A 19,291-nucleotide genomic window follows, 5' to 3' on the forward strand; every position below is an offset into this window, starting at 1 on the left:
CAGAATCGTCTCCCCCTCTTTCCTTGCATTTGCAAAAGTAGGTACCTTAAAAATAGGCAGACCAGTCCCGTTTACCCTGCACACAAGCAGAGCCTTTGAACACTATTCAGTTAGCGCCGTTCAAAGCTTGGAATCGTAATCTGCAATAATACATATTAAGGATACCCTCCGTTCAATTTTAAGTTACTGCCATGATACCATTTACAACTCTTAATTACAATATAATCATTTCACAAAACCGTTATTTAGCGATTGTATATAACATGCTGTTTTGTGTTAATTTAGAATATATGTTCATTTTTTCACATTATTCAAGGGAGGGAGCAACGAATGAACCATCTAATCGTTTTTGCGCATCCTACTGCTAATAGTTTTAATGCAGCAATTAAGGACAGCATTATTAAGCAAGTAAAAATGCACAAACAAGAATTTAAGATTCGTGATTTATACGCAATCAATTTCAATCCCATTCTTCAATATAATGAGATACTTGATTTCCAAGATAAACAATATAGTCCAGACATTGCTTTTGAACAACAACAAATTCAGTGGGCCGATGTTATCTATTTCATCTACCCAACATGGTGGTACTCTATGCCCGCTATATTAAAAGGCTACTGTGATCGTGTATTTGCACACGGCTTTGCATTCACCTCAACTCCAGATGGACCAAAAGGATTATTACATGGCAAGAAAGCTTTCATATTTGAAACTGCCGGTGATTCTGAACAGTCATTAATCCAGCGAAATTTAAAGCAATCCATGGTGCAGGTACTAGATGTTGGTATACTACAGTATTGCGGTATCGAGGTGTTACAACATAAAATAATGCCCAGTATTCATGAAATTCATACCAATCAACATGAACAATACTTACGAGAAATTGAAATTACAGTACAACAGCAAATTAATTTATAACGGCTGTTCGACAATTGATTTACAATCACTTGTCGAACGCCCCTTTTTATTTAATCGTCTAACGCTCTCATAATTGAATTAGGATCGTATCCTTCAACCCATCTGCCATTTATCTCTGTTTGTGGTACATTATTCCCCCCCGTCATTTGAATAAGTTTCTGAGCTAATTCGATTCACTGCGCACCTTTAATTGATAAACATTTCCAATTACCATCAAAAGAACATCGAAAATTCTCAAAAATAACACAATTGGTTGTTATTCTGATAGAGAATAAAGGATGGAGGGAAAAAAATGAAGAAACTCGCAATATTATTTTTATCTGCCATATTAATGATTTTTATTTCAGCTTGTGGTGATAAAGAAGCAACTAATAAAGAAACGGACAAAGCCACTGATACACCAAAGGTGGAAAAAACAGCGCATGAAAACGATCCTCAGGAGCCACATGACCAAGAAAAATGTGCTTTCTGCAACATGAAGGTATATGCACGAGATGATGAAATGGGGGAATTCACTACTCAAGCTCTTACGAAGGATGGAAAGCATTTATTTTTTGATGATTCTGGCTGTTTATTAAATGGCCCAAGAAAAGCAAATGAACAATATGAAAAAACATGGGTTAGAGATGCTAACACAAAAGATTGGATTGAATCTGATAAAGCTATCATCGTTAAATCAGATACAATGACACCAATGAAATACGGCTATTCCTTCTTTAGTACACAAGAAAGCGCCGATAAGTTTATAAATGACAATAAAGATAAAAATGCTGTAATTGCCACATGGGATGATGTTGAAAAAGTTTCAAATGAACGTTACCAAATGAAAATGCAAAATATGAAGCAACACAATACAAATCATGAATCTGAATCCATGCACCACGATTCAGAAACTCAACATAATTAAAGGGCTATGCAAAAAGTGATTCAATATCACTTTTTGCATGCCCTTTTCTCATTTATCCCGTTCAAACTGGTGCTAAGGTTGGTTCAACTAATAATCGGTGGGGATGAAGGCCCTCACCAATTAAAGTTTCACTTTATTGCTTTTGTAGCATTTGTTTTTCAAAAAATACCTTCTCTAATGAGACCTTTTCGCCATCTCTCATCACTAAATCTTTCACACAATCAAAATGAAGAAGTTCTCCACCTTCGATAAAAGCAGCTTTATCAGCTATTTCTTCTACGAGTGTAAGGATATGCGTTGTAAACAAAATGGCCTTTCCCTTCGCCTTCTCATCATGCATAATTTCTTTAAAACGATATACCCAATACGGATCTAACCCATTTGTTGGTTCGTCTAAAATGAGAAGTGGTGTGTCTGCTAGCAAGGCTTGTGCAAATGATAGTCTTTGTTGCATCCCTTTTGAGAAATGTTTAATCAGTCTATTTTTATCTTCATACAAGCCAACAATCTCTAATACTTCTCCTACTTTTTCCTTTGATACCTTGCGCAGGTTAGCAAAGAAATTCAGTACTTCTACAGCCGATAGTTGACGCGGAAATAACATATCGTCTGGCATATAGGAGAAGCTATTACGATAATCCATGCTAATCGTATTAACAATATTTCCGTCTATTTCGATATGGCCACTTGTTGGTTTAATAATTCCTGTAATCATTTTAATAAGTGTACTTTTCCCTGCACCATTCCCACCACATAAAGCGACAATTTCACCTTGGTGAATGGGAAAACTGATATCTTCCACTCTACTTTTTTCTGAATATATCTTTGTCAGTGCGACTAGTTCTATTACTTTATTCATTGCCTATTCTCCTTTTCAACACAAAGCTACTAGCTAATAACGGTACCGCTAACCATAATAAACTTGAAGCGATGAATAGTACTTGCCCCTGAAAGCCGCTTGCCCAAATCGTTAAATCATAAAGACTTGGTCCAAAGATAGCCGACCCATCTAATGATAGAATCGACCAAACTCTCACTAGCTCGACGGGATTAATAAAAATAGAAATAGACAACATTGATAAAACATATTGCTTGGGAATAATTAGACTAATACCCATTACTAAAAATTCAAAGAAAAGCACTGTAAACGCCCAAACAATTAGACTTGAGCCTAATGCCTGAAATCTCGTCTTCGCTAATAAACCTACTAACATTGAAATAGCTAGAAAAATAGCCGCTAACAGTAAAGAAAACAAATAGAATTTCAGAATAATAAGTAATGATACATCTACTGCAGCAACATACATCATTAATAGAGCAGCTCCATACCCAAATGTAACAACAGACCATAGTGCAGTTAGCAATCCTATGTATTTTCCGATAACAACTGAGTAGATAGGAACGGGATAAGTGAGCATAAGCATTAGTCCTCTGTCTTCTTTTTCCCCAGATAGAAAGAGACCACCCACTAATAAAGAAATAAGGGGAATGAGCAATAGGTTTAAGTTCAGCAAACTCGCCGTCATCCGATTAAACCCTAAATATCCAGACTCACCCGAGTTCCCAAAATAACTAATGAAAATAGCTAAAAAAGCAAATAACAATCCAAATGTGATTAACCATTTACTTCGGAGAATCAGTGTAAATTGTTGTCTAGCAAGATTTATAATCATTTTTCCCATCCCCACTTATGTTGTGATAACTGTTTGAAATCGTATAATTCTCCTTTACCTTGTTCTTTCAAATATTTCTCTGCATCAGCTTGTTTTTCAAATACAACGACCCCATAAGCCATCGGTGTCCAAAAACCTTTATTATAGGCATAATGTGCTTCTTTCGCTTCAAGCCATTTGCCGCTTTCCATATCACGTACATATTGTTTCGCGATATCTTTCTCTGCTATTCTTTTATCTTTATAGATAAATTCGTACATACAACCAATATCATCGAACTTATATACATCTCCATCTTTGGAGAATAATTGTGTCGCAAAGTTTTCTTCCGCAATGCTCATATTACAAATTTCACAAACATCTACTTCTGGATTAATTTTAGCCGGCTCAAAGGACTGTTCCTTCCCACACGCCGCAAGTAAAAACACTACTATTAATAAACTACTTAGTTTTTTCATGATAAACGCCTCCCTGACCAAATGACTAAGATTGAGAACCAAAGAAATGGCAACGCCAGTAACAATGCACCTATATTCCGCTCACTGCTCGTCTTTGCAGAATCCTGACTTAACTTTACAGGCTCAACTAAAGGTTTCTCATCATATACATCCGCAACACCTATAGATGGAAATAATGTCTCTGCCTTGCTCCACAATTTAATAGACGGACTTTCAAAGAAAAATTGCCAATACGGCTCTCGATCAAGCAATTGATCATAGAGAGAACCAGCTTTATACGTAATTTCTCCTATCCCATCACCCGTTACATCATAGCTTGAATAGTCATCCCAATAGTTTCCCCGTACCCCATTGTCTAATTTCATCTTATTATTAGTAATTTTTGATTGTACAACATTACCGATAAAGTTGTTTTCCGTAAAAATATTGTTCTTATTTTCACCAATAAATTCTAACCCTACTTGATTACCCGAAATAACATTTCTATTAATTTGTACATCTACTGTTTTTTCTAATGATAGCCCTGTACTATTTTGTTGAACTTTATTACTTTGTAATAAAATAGATTTACTATCATAAATTAGTATACCGAAGCCGCGAACATGAAATTGACGACTTACAGAATTATCAATAATTTTAACATTTGATGAATCCATAATCATAAGACCCGTAATATTAGCTACCAGTTCGTTTTGGTTAATCTGAATATCTTTACTGAACATGAAGTGAAAGCCATATCTAGAACCAATGACTTTATTCTCCTTCACCTTAATATTCTTTGTATGATCTAAATACACACCATCTTGCACTTGGACAATTGTGTTCTTTTTAATTTCGTGACCTTCTCCATTATAAAGATGAATGCCACTACCTCTTTTTGAAAAATGAACAGCGTAGCTGCTAATATTATTATTAATGATGTGGTGGCTTTCCCCATCTTGAACATAAATACCATACATAACTTCATGAATCATATTATTCTCAATAGTATTGTTTCGGCCATCCTTTAAATAAATGGCACTTTCATTTTTTCCCGTACCACTTTTCTGAATGGTTAATCCTTTAATTGTTACGTCATCCGCCCCAACTGTAATTACATGCCCTTTTCCTTCACCATCAATGATTGCCCCTTCTTCGCCTTCTAACGTAATCGATTTCTTGATAATCAATGAACCTTCATACTTCCCTTTCGCAAGCTTAATTACATCTCCTGGTGCTGCACTGTCAATAATAGATTGCAATGATTGTTTATTAGGAGAAACTTTTATTTCAACCGCTTCAGTTGGTCGAGGAACAATTGTACATATGATGATGACCCCCAAAAGTATAAATCCCTTTAACACTGTTTTCATGCCACACCACCCTTTTTACTCCTAATATTACCAAGTAAATGTGTGATAATTTTGAAAAGTAAATGTTATTTTGATTGAATAATGACATAAATATGAACAAAAAGGCGTTTACTTGCCAAAAGAACCTGTTTGAAACAGTAAATTTCAAACAGGTTCTTTATCCTAATCTATGCAGTTTGTGGGACTGGACTTCTTCCACGATGCCATAATACTAAACATAATGTTGTGATTCCTTCAGAAACTGGGAACGCAAGCCATATTCCGTTTACTCCAAGTAGCTTTGGAAGTAACCATAATAGAGGAATTAACAAAAAGATACTACGTGTTAATATAATGATGATTGACAAGCGAATATTTCGGATTGCTTGATAATACTCTGCATAAACCAAATTGTATGCGAGGAACAAATAGCTAATAAAGAATAAAGCAATTCCTTTCACTGTAAAATCACGTACTTCCTGTGACTCTATTCCAAACATGGATACTAAGAAATCTGCGAACAGCACGCCCAATGCAAGTGTTATAAGCCCGAATACAATACCTGTTCGGACAGATAATTTCAAACAACTACGTAATCTTTCGAATAGTTTCGCACCGAAATGAAAGCTCGCAATTGGTTGTAATGCTGCACCTACACCTAGGAACAATAACAGGAACATAACATGAATATAATTTACAACCGCAAAGGCTGTCACACCAAGTTCTCCTGTATAATGCATGAAGGTAATGTTATAGCCCATCGTAAGAATAGCAGCTGAACTTTCGACAATAAAACTTGGAAAGCCAATGGTCATAATTTGCTTTACAATCTCATACTCGAATTTCAATTTCACAAACTTTAGCGTACTATTTTTACGTAAGAAATGCGTTAACATTACTAGGAAACCAATAAATGTCGCTAATACCGTCGCATAAGCAGCACCACTGATGCCTAAATCCATGATAAAGATAAAGACATAGTTAAAGATAATATTTAAAACCGAAGTGATAATTAAGCCAATCATCGCTAATTTTGGGTTACCATCATTTCGAATAAAAATACTTAAAACATTCTCAAATACAAAAACGATTCCGTACAATAAAATAATGTGCAAATAATCCAGCACATACGGAAGAATACGCTCATTTGCTCCAAAGAAATAGGCTAATTCGGTTTCCTTCCATAAACTTAAAAGTACAAGTACTCCAACAATTGAAATAGCTAGAACAAATGACTGTGTGAAAATCGATTGAGCTTTCTTTATTTCATTTCTACCGAGTGAAATCGAATATAGTGTCGCCCCACCCATTCCAATCCACAAGGATATAGACAAAAATATAGAGAATATTGGCACAGCTATATTCACGCCCGCTAATGCATCTTCTCCAACTCCATGACTAACAAATATACCGTCCACTAATATGTTAACTGACATAAGTAACATTCCTAGAACAGAAGGAATTAAATAAGAAAGAAATAATTTAGTAACTGGTGTTTCTCTAAGTTTTAACGATGTCTCCGTCATGAGTGAACCTCCTTCATCAACGTTATTCAGTTTAAACTTTAAAGTAACTTTAAGGTCAATAGATTATTTTAAAAAAGTAAAAAAACCTTTACTAATCACTTTTGAATATAGATGAAATTCGCTCAAAAACCTAAAGAATAGCTACATCTCATTTCTGATAAAAAAACCATCACCAGTCCTTTTTAATAGGCTCTTATTCCTTGTTTCACTTCCATAAAAAATAAGCCATACTATGAGCGTAAGACAAACTGTTCTTGAAAATCCATCTTGATTTTCAACAATAATTGACTTACGATCGAGCATGGCTTTGAGAAGGTTGAACTTATATCGCTAACACTAATAGAATTCCTCTAAATATCACCAACATACGTTATTTTACAATTTTTTTCACTGGAATTTGGTATTCTGTTATAAACTCTGTTTCATCCGCTATTACAGAATGATCGACAAGACCTATTTCAATCGCATCTCCAATTGCCTCATAACCACTTTTTTGAATATCCTTTATTAACCGTTTAAGTGCTAGATGCGTGTCATTATATGAGCCTTTATGATAGGTGCATGCATAATATCCTTCACGTATATAAGAGTAATTTTCCACTGCTGTTTGCATATCTTCCATCGAAATAAACAGGCCATTATAATCATAGTAATTACCTTTTAGTATGCTCTTGATGGAAATCGTCGTTCCAATTTTTTGTGAAATAGAAGCAGGTGCTGCAACATGCATTTTTGTCTGTAATTCATTTAAGCTCATAATGAATAGCTCATCTGATAAATCACTTTCTACAGGCATAAAATGAATTGGCCTTTGTTTTATTTTTTGATAAAAAACGCTCGAATAATCTTGCTGGAGTCCTTCTTTAATGATTTCGATTTTCTTTTGCATCATCGAAGTCATATATTCGATTTCTCGTTGCTTTTGTAAAAGAAGTTCTGTTTGTTTTTCAAATAATTGGAGTGCCGTTTCAGGTGTTCGATGCTCTACATATTGCTTTACTTCACTTAACGATATATCCAAATGCCGTAAAAATTTGATAATTTCCAACATTGAAAATTGATCAATTGTATAGTACCGATATTGTGTTTGTGGATCGACCGTCTTTGGTTGAAAGATTCCTTTTTGGTCATAATAGCGAAGGGTGGATTCAGGGATATTATGTAACTTTGCGATTTCTCCAATCGTAAATCGTTGCTTCATGGTATTCACCTCTTTTTGAATCTAAAATCTCAAAATTACATTAAAGCGAATAAGATCGGATGAAGTGTCCGATCTTATTGTTACTGTTTTAATTATTTCTTAATTCGTATGAAAACAACTTTTAAATAATCGCCTTCTGGAAAAGAACGGAGTGTGCGAAAATCACTAGGCAGGCTATATTCTTCAAGAATAGAATAAGAAGTTTGTGTTTCTTTACAAGCTGTTTGAATAAATTGCTTAAAGCGTCGCATATTAAAAGCACTACTATTCGTTGAAGCAACAATAACACCTTCATCCTTCGTAATAGCAATCGTTTCCTTTAACAATTCTGTATAATCCTTAGCTGCGCTAAATGTACGTTTTTTCGTTTTTGCAAAACTTGGTGGATCTAATACGACTAAATCGAATAATCGACCTTTTCTAGCTGCATATTTAAAGTATTGAAACACGTCTTCTACTACGATTTGTTGTGTCTCATAATCAATATTATTCACTGCAAATTGTTCATTCGTTTTTGCACGGCTACGGTTAGCCACATCAACGCTCGTTGTCATACGAGCACCACCAAGAGCCGCATTAACAGAAAAAGCCCCTGTATAAGAGAATGTATTAAGCATTTCTGCACCATTTGAATATCGCTTACGAATGGCTTGTCTTACTTCACGCTGATCGAGAAAAATCCCCGTCATTGCTCCATCGTTTAAGTAAACTGCAAATTTCACACCATTTTCCTTAATAATTAGTGGGAATGTACCACGCTCACCTGTTACAAAATCATCTTCTTCGATATATTTTCCTTTATCGTCAAAGCGTTTCTTTTGATAAATACCTTTATATTCTACAGTTTGCTCTAGTGCTTTTATAATATCTTCGCGGAACGAATAAATTCCTTCACTATACCATTGAATGACATAATAACCATCATAGTAATCAATGATGATTCCGCCAAGGCCATCGCCTTCACCGTTGACGACACGAAATGCTGTCGTCTCAGGGTCTTCAAACAGTGCTTTACGATGCGTAATAGCTGTTTCAATTTTATTAGCGAAAAAAGCGACATTTATTTTTTCATTCGCTTTTCTACTTAAAACCCAGCCGATTCCTTTATTTTGCGAACCGTAGTATCCAATACCAATAAATTTATTTTGCTCATCCATTAGACGTAATAAATCGCCTTCTGTCAGCTTTAATTTTTTATCTACAACAGCATCCTTTTCAATTAAAGGATAATCTTTTTGCATTTTAGCTGCATATTTTTGTTTAATAATGATGTTTTGAAGTTTTGTCATATTTCCTCCATAATGCCTTCTTCTATAAGTACATATAATTACTATCCTTCTAGTGTATAGCTAAGTTTAGCATTATACAAATTTACCTAATAGAACTATCTGCTCAACTATCATGAGCCGCAAAAAAAATGTCTAATCTTAAGGATTCCCCTCTTAATTAGACTCTATAACTTCAACATTTATACCATTTTGACAACAAGCGTACCTCAAACTATTGTTTGTTAAATGAGGTGCCTGCAAGTTCAGATAAATTTTGTGCGTTTCTACTAATTTCATTAATGGTAGAAGAGATTTCTTCAATCGCTGCCGCTTGATTATCCGACAACTGATTGATGCCCGAGAATGCATCATTAAGATTTTGGATAGAACTTTGAATCCTTCTAGTTAACTCATCAATTTGAGTAACATTTTCCTTTGAATTATTGGCTAGCTTACGTATCTCATCCGCTACTACCGAAAAGCCTCGTCCTGCTTCACCAGCTCTAGCTGCTTCAATAGCCGCATTCAAACCTAGTAAATTACTTTGATCAGATACCCCTTTAACGACCGTAGAGATTTGACCAATTTGATTAGCTCCAAGGCTTACTTCCTTCATATGAGAAGAAACCTCCGTTACTCGACCCGCTAAGTTTTTCACAGAACCTGTAATATCATCAATAGAAGCCGCTGTTTCTTCTACTATCGCAGATAGGTTTTCAGCCACTTCATAAAGTTGATTAGACTTTTCCAAACTCACACCGATGCCAACGCCGCCTATCACTTTATTGTTAAAATCATGAATTGGAATAGAGTTTGCAACAATCGGGAATCCAAATACTTCTTTCGGTACGATATCCATAACTTCACGATTTCCTCTTACAGCAGCTGTAATTGCATCTCCCTCTTGCAATGGACTGCCTAACTTAATATTTAGAGAAAACGTTTCTCCCGGTATATAACAAACTGCCTTTTCCGTATCATAGATCCCTACAGTTATATCCTCATGAATTAATTTGTTAAGATAAGGTGCTACTTTAATGAAAGCATCTAATAATTCATGACCCATATCTTTATTACTCATTTCCCTCACCTATTCCTTTCATTCCCTGAATCAATATATGCCACATTCTGTCTTCAAACAACGATTATGATGACAAATTATATCATAAATTTTCAGATTTCAACTTATTAGCCATGACATTTCTCCTATTTTTACAATAAATGTGTCGAGATAATCTACAACCAAAGGCCTAATCAAGAGCCTATATTGCTAGTTAGGGGAAAACCCCTATAGAAACTGTAAGCGTTTTCCACTATTATTAATTTGAAAATTCAGTTAATAAATGTTGTTATCAAAAAGTCATTGCCTTAAGGGAGGATATGCAATTGAACAATAATTACAAGGTTGTCATCGTCGGAGGAGGTTCTGCAGGCATTTCTGTAGCAGCTCGTTTATTACGTCAATCGCATTCATTATTCAACCAAATTGCTATTGTTGAACCTGCTGATAAACATTATTACCAGCCATTATGGACATTGGTTGGCGGCGGTGCAGCAAAAAAAGAAGTTACAGAACGAGAAATGCAATCTGTCATCCCAGAAGGTACAATTTGGATTCAAGAAGCAGTAAATACATTCTTGCCAAATGAGAATGCCATTACTACAGATCAAGGAACACTCATCACATATGAGTACTTAGTAGTGGCAGCTGGTATCGAAGTTAATTGGAACGGTGTAAAAGGCTTGCAGGAAGCACTTGGACAGCATGAAGTATGTAGTAATTACTCCTATACTCATGTGGACTATACATGGGAAACCATTCGTTCCTTTAAAGGCGGAACAGCTCTCTTTACTCATCCCGCAACGCCAGTTAAATGTGGAGGCGCTCCACAAAAAATCATGTATTTAGCTGAGGATTATTTCAACCGCTCCGGAGTAAGAAATCAAACACAAGTTGTTTTCGGCTCCGCAAATCCAGCTATTTTTGACGTAGCTAAATATCGTGCAACATTAGAGAAAGTACTAGAGAGAAAACAAATAGATGCTCGTTTTAGAAGAAATTTAATAGAGATTAATGCAGAAGAAAAAATAGCAACTTTCGAACATTTAGATACAGGTGCAAAAGAAACTGTAGCTTATGACATGATACACGTTACACCTCCTATGCAAGCTCCAACTTTCATTAAAAATAGCCCCCTATCAGACGCAGCTGGGTGGCTAGATGTTCACAAGCATACACTGCAGCACAATCAATTCGCTAACGTCTTTGGCTTAGGCGATTGCGCTAATTTACCAACGTCGAAAACAGGTGCAGCCATTCGCAAGCAAGCTCCTGTTGCAGCGACTAATATCATCTCTTTAATGCGTGACCAACCACTAACTGCTAGCTACGATGGTTATTCCTCTTGTCCAATTGTTACAGGCTATAACAAATTAGTTCTAGCAGAATTTGATTACACGAAAGAACCTTGCGAAATGATGCCGTTTAACCAAGCGGTCGAACGTCAGAGCATGTATATATTAAAGAAAGATTTACTACCTGTTATGTACTGGAACGGTATGTTAAAAGGCACTATGTAATGAATTCTAGCAAGTCTTGAGAGAAGGAGGTTCTTAAGGATGATAGAAGCAGACACACAACATAACAATATGACATTAGATTGGTTAAACGAGTTGGAAGATCCGCGTATTCAACAATCTATGATTGAACTAATACGCAAACTACCTGAAATTCAAACAACACTACAATCTGTTGAGGACATAGTTTCATTTGGTAAAGCAACTATTCAAGATAAACAAACGACAGCCATGCTTGAAGAAAAACTCTCCACTTACAATGTGAATGGGGAAACGTTACAAGCTCTTTTCACGCTCTTAGAAAAGCTCCCTGCCATGGTGAAAGTTATTCAGCAATTCGAAGAAATTAGCGCTTTTCTATTAAGCATTGTACAAGATAAAGAATCTTCCGCTTACTTAATAAATAACTTGAAAGAATATGCTGACCCTGTTCTTCAAGGAGGAAAAAATGGTCTAGCGTTTATCCAAGAAGTAAAAGAACGAGCAAATTGTAATCCTCAGTCCATTACGATTTTCTCTATTGTAAGATGGCTGAAAGAGCCCGCTGTTCAAAAATCTTTATGCTACGTCCAAGCTGCCATAGATGTTTTGTCAGACAAAAAAACACGTTAAAAAGAAAGGAGAAATAAACTATGCTATTACGCTATTTTTATGATGAGAAACTAGCTCATGCATCATATCTTGTTGGATGCCAAGCTACTGGAGAAGCAGTAATTGTTGATCCAATGAGAAATATTCTACCTTATATCGCTACAGCAAAAGCAGAGAATGTCAAAATCGTTGGTGCTCTTGAAACTCATATCCATGCAGATTTTGTTTCAGGATCACGAGAATTAGCCAATCGTTTTGATGCAACGCTCTATATTTCTGATGAAGGAGGCGAAGACTGGACTTACCAAAACCTTGATACTATTAAACATCAATTATTAAAAGACGGTGATGTTTTCAAAATTGGTAACCTCGTATTTGAAACGATGCATACTCCAGGTCATACGCCTGAAAGTATTTCCTTCTTATTAACGGACCGAGGCGGTAAAGCAGATAAGCCAATGGGTATTTTCTCAGGTGACTTTGTATTCGTTGGTGATATTGGACGCCCTGATTTATTAGAGAAAGCAGCAGGCATGACGGGTACGGCAGAAGCTGGTGCCAAAGTTATGTATCACTCCGTAGAACGCTTTAAAGAATTACCTGACTACTTACAGGTATGGCCAGCTCATGGGGCAGGAAGTGCTTGTGGTAAAGCATTAGGTGCTGTCCCTTCATCTACAGTAGGTTATGAAAAACGATTTAACTGGGCTATGCACTATGACAACCAACAAACATTCATGGATGATCTATTAAATGGTCAACCAGAGCCACCTTATTACTTCGCTATTATGAAGCATGTAAATAAGGTTGGAATCAAATTACTTAAAGAATTACCATCATTAAAAACCATTTCTTCTTTTAAAGAAGTGCAAGCTTTAATCGAACAAGGCGTACAAGTCATTGATACTCGCCAAGCAGGTTCATTTGCCAATGCTCATATTGAAGGAACCATTAATATTCCTTTCAATAAATCCATTACGAATTGGGCTGGCTGGCTTGTTAACTATGAACAACCGCTTTATTTATTAACTAATCCAAAGCACTTAGACGAGATCTTAATCGCTCTACGCTCCATTGGAATTGATAATGTAATGGGCTATGGAGATATCACAAATATTCTCCTTAATCTCCCTGCTCAACCTTCTTTAGAGTCTTATGATAGCGTGACTCCATTACAAATAGCTGAATCAGTGGCTAATGGTGATGTGCACGTACTAGATGTGCGAAATCAATCTGAATGGAATCAAGGTCATATCGAAGGTGCCCAACACATTATGATAGGTACTCTTATTAAGCGAATGAATGAAATTATTGATGACAAACAAATCATCGTTCAATGCCAATCTGGCGTTCGTTCCGCTATCGCTACAAGCGTATTACAAGCACAAGGCAAGAAGAATTGCGTAAATCTCTTAGGTGGTTATAATCGTTGGCAAAAAGAAGCTCAAACGCAAAATGTATAAATAAAAAAATAGAGGATATTTGATGAGAGAGATTAATAATATTAGTTAGTTTGTAAGAAATTCTTTGTTTTAGTAAGTAGCCTATGGGGTTTCATCTAAATCAAAAGCGCCAAAAATGAACTTCTTTAGTCTACTAAGTAAAAATGAGATTTCGTTGAAAACAATTTGGAATGGCAAAAAAAGTGTAAAAGGGCGTCCAAAAAGTGATGAAAATTCTCTTTTCGGGCAGCCCCTTCTTCGTTAATATTCCAATCTTGTATTAAAATGTAATTATTAATTACATTTCGAGGTGTTCTAACATATGATTGAATCTCTCCATCTAGAAAATAAATATTTAAAACAAATTTTTCAAAGTATACAAGATGGCATTATTATTATGAATCAAGAAAGAACCATTCTGATGATGAATCCTTCCGCTGAACGATTAACTGGTTGGAAACTTCAAGGCAGTGTTCCCTACTGCTCTTTCTGCGAAAATCGCCAGCTACATAATAACGAGAATAAGTGCTATTTAATTCAAAATGATGAAGTACCTTATTTCTTGTCTGAAATGCCTACCTATCATGGGCAGAAAATAGATGTAGAAATGAGTACGGCACTTATGTTTCAAGATTCGACTAAAGAAGAAAAAGAATATTTACTCGTTTTACGAGATCAAAGTGTTAAGAAAAAAGAAGAAGAAGCACGCATATCAAAACTCATCATTAAGAAGCTTATTGAAGCAAAAGAAGAAGAACATAAGCGGCTCGCTCAAGAGCTTCATGACGGTGTTGGTCAATCATTGTTTACCGTATCTGTTGCACTCCAAGCCATAGAATCTTATGTAGATGATGAGCGCCTGAACACTTATATAGTAGAAGTACGCCAAGAATTAGAGAAAGCGATGAAAGATATCAAATCCTACTCCTACGAACTACGACCACAGAGCCTAGATCAGCTCGGACTTGTCGCAACCATCAAAAGTTTACTTACTTCCGTAAAACGTACTAATCGAGAAATTGATTTTATCTTTGAATCAAATACGGAAGAACGTTGTAATTCAACGGTTTCTATTAACCTATATCGTGTTGTACAAGAAGCCATTTACAATACGATTAAATACGCGGAAGCAACTAAAGTAACTATTACTCTCCAAGACTCTCATAATGGTTTACACTTAACGATTTCGGATAATGGCAAAGGCTTCAATATCGACACGATTACGAATGAAGGGCTCGGACTTAAACATATGTCGGAAAGAGTACATCAAATTGCTGGCGAATTTCTCATTCAATCTGAGCTAACAATTGGAACAAAAGTACTAATTACTATTCCCAATTGGAAGGAAGAGATCCCGTGATAAAAATTATGGTTGTGGATGATCATGTTCTAATTAGAAAAGGAATTGTATTACTATTAGAAAGCTATGCGAACTTTCAGATTGTCGGGGAAGCAGGTGATGGTGAAGAAGCCATTCTTGCTGCCGTACGCAACAAACCAGATGTCATACTAATGGACATATCTATTCCGAATGGATTGGATGGATTCACAGCTACACAGGAAATATTGAAAGAAGTAAAAAATGTAAAAATTGTTCTTTTAACAATGCACAATGAAGAAGTATATATTCAGAAAGCTATTGAAATTGAAGCACATGGTTATGTATTGAAGAATAGCCAAGGAGGCGAATTATATGAAGCTATTACATCCGTGTATAACGGGAAACGCTATTATAATGTCGGCCTTCCACAAGAGCAGTTGGAGAAGTTATTTCTCAATAAACGAAAAAGAAAAACATCTATTTTATCTGCTCGGGAAAAAGAAGTTGTACGCCTTACTATCCTCGGCTATACAAATAAGCAAATGTCCGAAAAACTACTCATCAGTGTAAAAACAGTCGAAAATCATAAAGCAAATATTATGCAAAAGTTAAATTTAAAGAAGAAATCAGAGCTCATTCAATACGGTCTCAGCAATAACTATATCCAATTAAGTCAGTAATCTTTGGCTACTTCTCTTGGAAGTAGTCTTTTACTTAGAAAGGAGGATATGATGGATTTCACATTCATACTTGTTATTTTTCTCATTGGATTTATCGGTTCATACATTTCTGGAATGGTTGGAATCGGGGGCTCAATTATTAAATATCCAATGCTATTATATATTCCTCCCCTACTTGGCTTTGCGGCCTTTAATGCACATGAAGTTTCAGGAATAAGTGCCATTCAAGTATTCTTCGCTACAATTGGTGGCGTGTGGGCATATCGTAAAAGTGGTTTTTTAAATAAGAATCTTATCATCTATATGGGTTCAGGAATATTAATCGGAGGTTTATTAGGAGGATATGGCTCCACTTATTTATCAGAAGGTATCATTAATATCGTCTATGCTATTCTTGCAACAATCGCTGTTATTATGATGTTCCTACCTAAGAAAAACAACGATGATCAGCCCATTGGAGAGATTCATTTTAATAAAGCTCTAGCTGCTCTAATTGCTTTCATCGTGGGTGCTGCATCTGGAATTGTCGGAGCTGCTGGAGCATTTATTCTTGTCCCTATCCTTCTCGTTGTATTTAAGATTCCAACGAGGGTAACAATTGCTACTTCTCTTGCTATTACATTCATCTCTTCAATTGGCTCTACCATTGGAAAGATTACAACAGGGCAAGTATTAGCAATTCCTGCAATTATCATGATTGTAGCAAGTCTTATCGCTTCTCCTCTCGGGGCAAAAGCAGGGCAAAAAATGAATACAAAAGTTTTGCAATGGATTTTATCCCTATTAATCTTGGCAACAGCGATTAAAATTTGGCTAGATATTTTATAATGAAAAGCGTAAAAGTCGCCCCAAAAGTGATTTTCAATCTCTTTTGGGACGACTCCTCTCTATAAAATAATATCAGATTTTCTTAACTTATTCTTATTCTTTTTCTTATCGTCACCCTGTTCATCATCTTCCGCTAGAACTTCTTGCTCTTCATGAAACGATACTGCCGTTTGTCCAGTTAATTCATCAAATGGTGTGTAATAAGCCGTAATATTTCTTTTTCGCACAAACAAATTAAATAATCCGATACATGTTAATATGAGAATGGCTAAAGGAAAACCAAGTAAAGCTAAATTAAGGCTATCCACAAAATCAACTCCTACCCGAGTCTATTGTACTAACCTCTATTATATCATTTCCTCAAGATACCAGTTAAAGCCTTCAAGCATCATTCATTTCCACTAATCGTTTGATTAACAAGTAAATAACTTATGCATCTTTGCTTTTATTCTCATTTTGAAAGGAAGGATTAACTGCCGCGTTGGATGAGATAAAAAATGTCGTAATCAAAAATAAAACAAAGCTAATGAGAAGAATAGAACCACCTACTATATAGAAAACAACTGCAAAGCTTTCAGGTACATTAAAAGGCTTTAGATTATTCAAATACATGCCTGCTGTCAATCCAATGCTCCCGATAATTGCCGTCCACACATGCCATTTCGCAAGCCTGCTTGCTGTCACTTGAAACACTTTATAATACACACTCCAAGCAAATAATGTTAACCAACCTACTACTAGAATATGAGCATGAATAGGTCGGAAGGCATACGCACCCGATCCTGCCATGTGAGAGCCTAGAAATGCACCGATTACTGCAAAAACAGCGGAAAAACGGACTAATAATACACTTTCTTTATTCATCAAACCTCCCCTTTCAACATCATAAATCTTGCAAAAATTCTCCCACTAAAATTCTCGTATTATTATAAGAATTGAAGATGAACGGAATATGAACAAAATATTACAAATTTAGTTTTTTATTACATTTATAGTGTCATTACCCACACTCCTAAAATAAAATATTCTAAATTTTATATTTTTCACTAGTAATTAATATAGAGATAGTGTTAAACTATAAAATAATTATTCCAATAAGTTTTATCGGAATAAGGTCCATCATTATGAAACAGGGGGTTAGAAAATGACTGGTTATGTTATTTTAAACATTGCAATTATGATTGTTCTTTTATTCGTGCTTTTCTTTATGCAAAAAAAGCATATTTCATTTACAAAAAGAGTATTTACAGCTTTAGGATTAGGTATCATTTTTGGATTATTACTGCAAACATTCTATGAACCGCAATCCGAAGCAATTGTTAAATCAACCGACTGGTTTAGTCTTGTCGGTAGTGGTTATGTGAAGTTTCTTCAGATGATTGTCATGCCGCTTGTTTTCGTTTCAATTGTATCTGCATTTACTAAATTGAAACTAACAAGCAATATCGGGAAAATAAGTGTACTTATCCTCGGTATATTAATTGGAACTACAGCAGTTGCGGCAGCAGTTGGAATCACATCAGCGACAATTTTCAATTTAGAAGCTGTTCAGATTGAACAAGGAGATGCCGAATCAGCACGTGCTGATCAATTGGAACAAACATTTGGCACTATTAAGGATCAAACCTTCCCGCAACAAATTCTAGAGTTGATTCCTTCAAATCCATTCTTAGATTTTACGGGAGCAAGACCAACTTCAACAATTTCGGTTGTAATTTTCGCAGCCTTTATTGGATTTGCCTATATCGGAATTAAACGTAAACAACCTGAACAAGCAGAGTTTTTTGCAAAAATCATTGATACTTTATATAGCATTACGATGAGAATTGTCAAATTGATTTTACGCTTAACGCCTTATGGTATTTTAGCAATCATGACAAAAACAGTAGCGCTTAGTGATTTTGATTCAATTATTAAGCTTGGCAAGTTTGTAGGGGCTTCTTATGTAGCCTTACTAATAATGTTCCTTATCCATTTACTATTGTTATCATTAGGTGGACTAAATCCACTCACATATATCAAGAAAGCATTCCCTGTTCTATCTTTTGCCTTCACATCTCGTACGAGTGCAGGAGCTCTTCCACTTAATATTGAAACGCAAAAGAAACTAGGGGTACCAGATGGAATTGCCAACTTTGCAGGTTCATTTGGATTATCTATTGGTCAAAACGGATGTGCTGGTATTTATCCAGCTATGCTGGCTGTTATGATTGCACCAACAGTCGGAATTGATCCATTAACACCTTCCTTTATTGGCATGTTAATTCTTATTGTGGCAATCAGTTCTTTTGGAGTTGCTGGTGTCGGTGGCGGAGCAACATTCGCAGCTATTCTTGTACTTTCTGCAATGGACTTACCAATTGCATTAGCTGGTTTACTCATCTCAGTTGAGCCATTAATTGATATGGGACGTACAGCATTGAACGTTAGTGGTAGTATGACATCTGGAATTCTGACAAGTAGAGTAGTTGGAGACTTAGATTCTGATTTATATAAAGATACCTCTGCTAAAATTGAAGCTGGAGCATAAAAATTATCAAAATAAAAACACAAGTTACAGATTCTCTGTT

At 35.6% G+C, this 19,291-nt stretch carries 19 protein-coding genes; 9 read left to right on the forward strand and 10 right to left on the reverse strand.

The genetic code is table 11. The features are described 5' to 3' along the window. The first annotated feature begins 330 nt into the window (after nt 1-330). Complete coding sequence (locus tag TX86_RS23285) at nt 331-918, forward strand: NAD(P)H-dependent oxidoreductase (RefSeq protein WP_042352594.1); 588 nt, start codon at nt 331-333, stop codon at nt 916-918. A gap of 292 nt (nt 919-1,210) precedes the next feature. Continuing rightward, nucleotides 1,211-1,825 carry a nitrous oxide reductase accessory protein NosL gene (locus TX86_RS23290; RefSeq protein ID WP_052343870.1) on the forward strand — a complete coding sequence of 205 codons (615 nt, stop codon included), beginning with the start codon at nt 1,211-1,213 and terminating at the stop codon, nt 1,823-1,825. 133 nt (nt 1,826-1,958) lie between these two features. Here the strand turns inward: TX86_RS23290 and TX86_RS23295 are convergent, their stop codons facing one another. The 8 genes from TX86_RS23295 to TX86_RS23330 all read right to left on the reverse strand — a co-directional run bounded on the left by TX86_RS23295 (nt 1,959) and on the right by TX86_RS23330 (nt 10,363). Beyond that, nucleotides 1,959-2,684: an ABC transporter ATP-binding protein gene (locus TX86_RS23295; protein ID WP_042352595.1), complete on the reverse strand. Its 726-nt coding sequence runs from the start codon at nt 2,682-2,684 to the stop codon at nt 1,959-1,961. After that, complete coding sequence (locus tag TX86_RS23300; RefSeq protein WP_052343872.1) at nt 2,677-3,498, reverse strand: ABC transporter permease; 822 nt, start codon at nt 3,496-3,498, stop codon at nt 2,677-2,679. The genes TX86_RS23295 and TX86_RS23300 overlap by 8 nt, the downstream gene beginning before the upstream one ends. After that, nucleotides 3,495-3,956 carry a nitrous oxide reductase accessory protein NosL gene (locus TX86_RS23305; protein ID WP_042352596.1) on the reverse strand — a complete coding sequence of 154 codons (462 nt, stop codon included), beginning with the start codon at nt 3,954-3,956 and terminating at the stop codon, nt 3,495-3,497. The genes TX86_RS23300 and TX86_RS23305 overlap by 4 nt, the downstream gene beginning before the upstream one ends. Then, nucleotides 3,953-5,308, reverse strand: coding sequence for a nitrous oxide reductase family maturation protein NosD (gene nosD / locus TX86_RS23310; protein WP_042352597.1), 1,356 nt, complete (start codon nt 5,306-5,308; stop codon nt 3,953-3,955). The genes TX86_RS23305 and nosD overlap by 4 nt, the downstream gene beginning before the upstream one ends. 167 nt (nt 5,309-5,475) lie before the next feature. Next, nucleotides 5,476-6,813 carry an MATE family efflux transporter gene (locus TX86_RS23315; protein WP_042352599.1) on the reverse strand — a complete coding sequence of 446 codons (1,338 nt, stop codon included), beginning with the start codon at nt 6,811-6,813 and terminating at the stop codon, nt 5,476-5,478. 370 nt (nt 6,814-7,183) lie between these two features. Next, nucleotides 7,184-8,014, reverse strand: coding sequence for a MerR family transcriptional regulator (locus TX86_RS23320; RefSeq protein ID WP_042352600.1), 831 nt, complete (start codon nt 8,012-8,014; stop codon nt 7,184-7,186). 92 nt (nt 8,015-8,106) lie between these two features. Then, the gene (locus TX86_RS23325; protein WP_042352601.1) at nt 8,107-9,303 is read right to left on the reverse strand and encodes a class I SAM-dependent rRNA methyltransferase; all 1,197 of its coding nucleotides are present in this window, start codon (nt 9,301-9,303) and stop codon (nt 8,107-8,109) included. A 211-nt stretch (nt 9,304-9,514) separates the two neighbouring features. Then, nucleotides 9,515-10,363, reverse strand: coding sequence for a methyl-accepting chemotaxis protein (locus tag TX86_RS23330; protein WP_042352603.1), 849 nt, complete (start codon nt 10,361-10,363; stop codon nt 9,515-9,517). Between the two features lie 299 nt (nt 10,364-10,662). Between TX86_RS23330 and TX86_RS23335 the strand changes: the two genes are divergently transcribed. The 6 genes from TX86_RS23335 to TX86_RS23360 all read left to right on the forward strand — a co-directional run bounded on the left by TX86_RS23335 (nt 10,663) and on the right by TX86_RS23360 (nt 16,721). Beyond that, nucleotides 10,663-11,862, forward strand: coding sequence for an NAD(P)/FAD-dependent oxidoreductase (locus TX86_RS23335; protein WP_042352604.1), 1,200 nt, complete (start codon nt 10,663-10,665; stop codon nt 11,860-11,862). Between the two features lie 39 nt (nt 11,863-11,901). After that, complete coding sequence (locus TX86_RS23340; protein WP_042352605.1) at nt 11,902-12,471, forward strand: hypothetical protein; 570 nt, start codon at nt 11,902-11,904, stop codon at nt 12,469-12,471. A gap of 20 nt (nt 12,472-12,491) precedes the next feature. Further along, a complete protein-coding gene (locus TX86_RS23345; protein ID WP_042352606.1) occupies nt 12,492-13,913 on the forward strand; it encodes an MBL fold metallo-hydrolase in 1,422 nt (473 codons plus the stop codon). A gap of 301 nt (nt 13,914-14,214) precedes the next feature. Beyond that, complete coding sequence (locus tag TX86_RS23350) at nt 14,215-15,252, forward strand: PAS domain-containing sensor histidine kinase (RefSeq protein WP_042352608.1); 1,038 nt, start codon at nt 14,215-14,217, stop codon at nt 15,250-15,252. After that, nucleotides 15,249-15,893, forward strand: a complete 645-nt coding sequence (locus tag TX86_RS23355; protein WP_042352609.1) for a response regulator — start codon at nt 15,249-15,251, stop codon at nt 15,891-15,893. Before TX86_RS23350 ends, TX86_RS23355 begins: the two co-directional genes overlap by 4 nt. Before the next feature lie 51 nt (nt 15,894-15,944). Further along, a complete protein-coding gene (locus TX86_RS23360; protein WP_042352611.1) occupies nt 15,945-16,721 on the forward strand; it encodes a sulfite exporter TauE/SafE family protein in 777 nt (258 codons plus the stop codon). Nucleotides 16,722-16,780: 59 nt separating this feature from the next. Here the strand turns inward: TX86_RS23360 and TX86_RS23365 are convergent, their stop codons facing one another. Both TX86_RS23365 and TX86_RS23370 read right to left on the reverse strand, forming a co-directional pair. Next, nucleotides 16,781-17,029, reverse strand: coding sequence for a DUF3951 domain-containing protein (locus TX86_RS23365; protein ID WP_042352613.1), 249 nt, complete (start codon nt 17,027-17,029; stop codon nt 16,781-16,783). A gap of 121 nt (nt 17,030-17,150) precedes the next feature. Then, a complete protein-coding gene (locus TX86_RS23370) occupies nt 17,151-17,585 on the reverse strand; it encodes a hypothetical protein (protein WP_042352615.1) in 435 nt (144 codons plus the stop codon). Nucleotides 17,586-17,865: 280 nt separating this feature from the next. On the opposite strand from TX86_RS23370, the gene TX86_RS23375 reads away from it, so the two are divergent. Beyond that, nucleotides 17,866-19,251, forward strand: coding sequence for an L-cystine transporter (locus tag TX86_RS23375; protein ID WP_042352616.1), 1,386 nt, complete (start codon nt 17,866-17,868; stop codon nt 19,249-19,251). Nucleotides 19,252-19,291: the final 40 nt, after the last annotated feature.

Origin of the sequence: Bacillus massiliigorillae (assembly GCF_000380245.2) — a bacterium.
Lineage (GTDB): Bacteria > Bacillota > Bacilli > Bacillales > DSM-1321 > Bacillus_AD > Bacillus_AD massiliigorillae.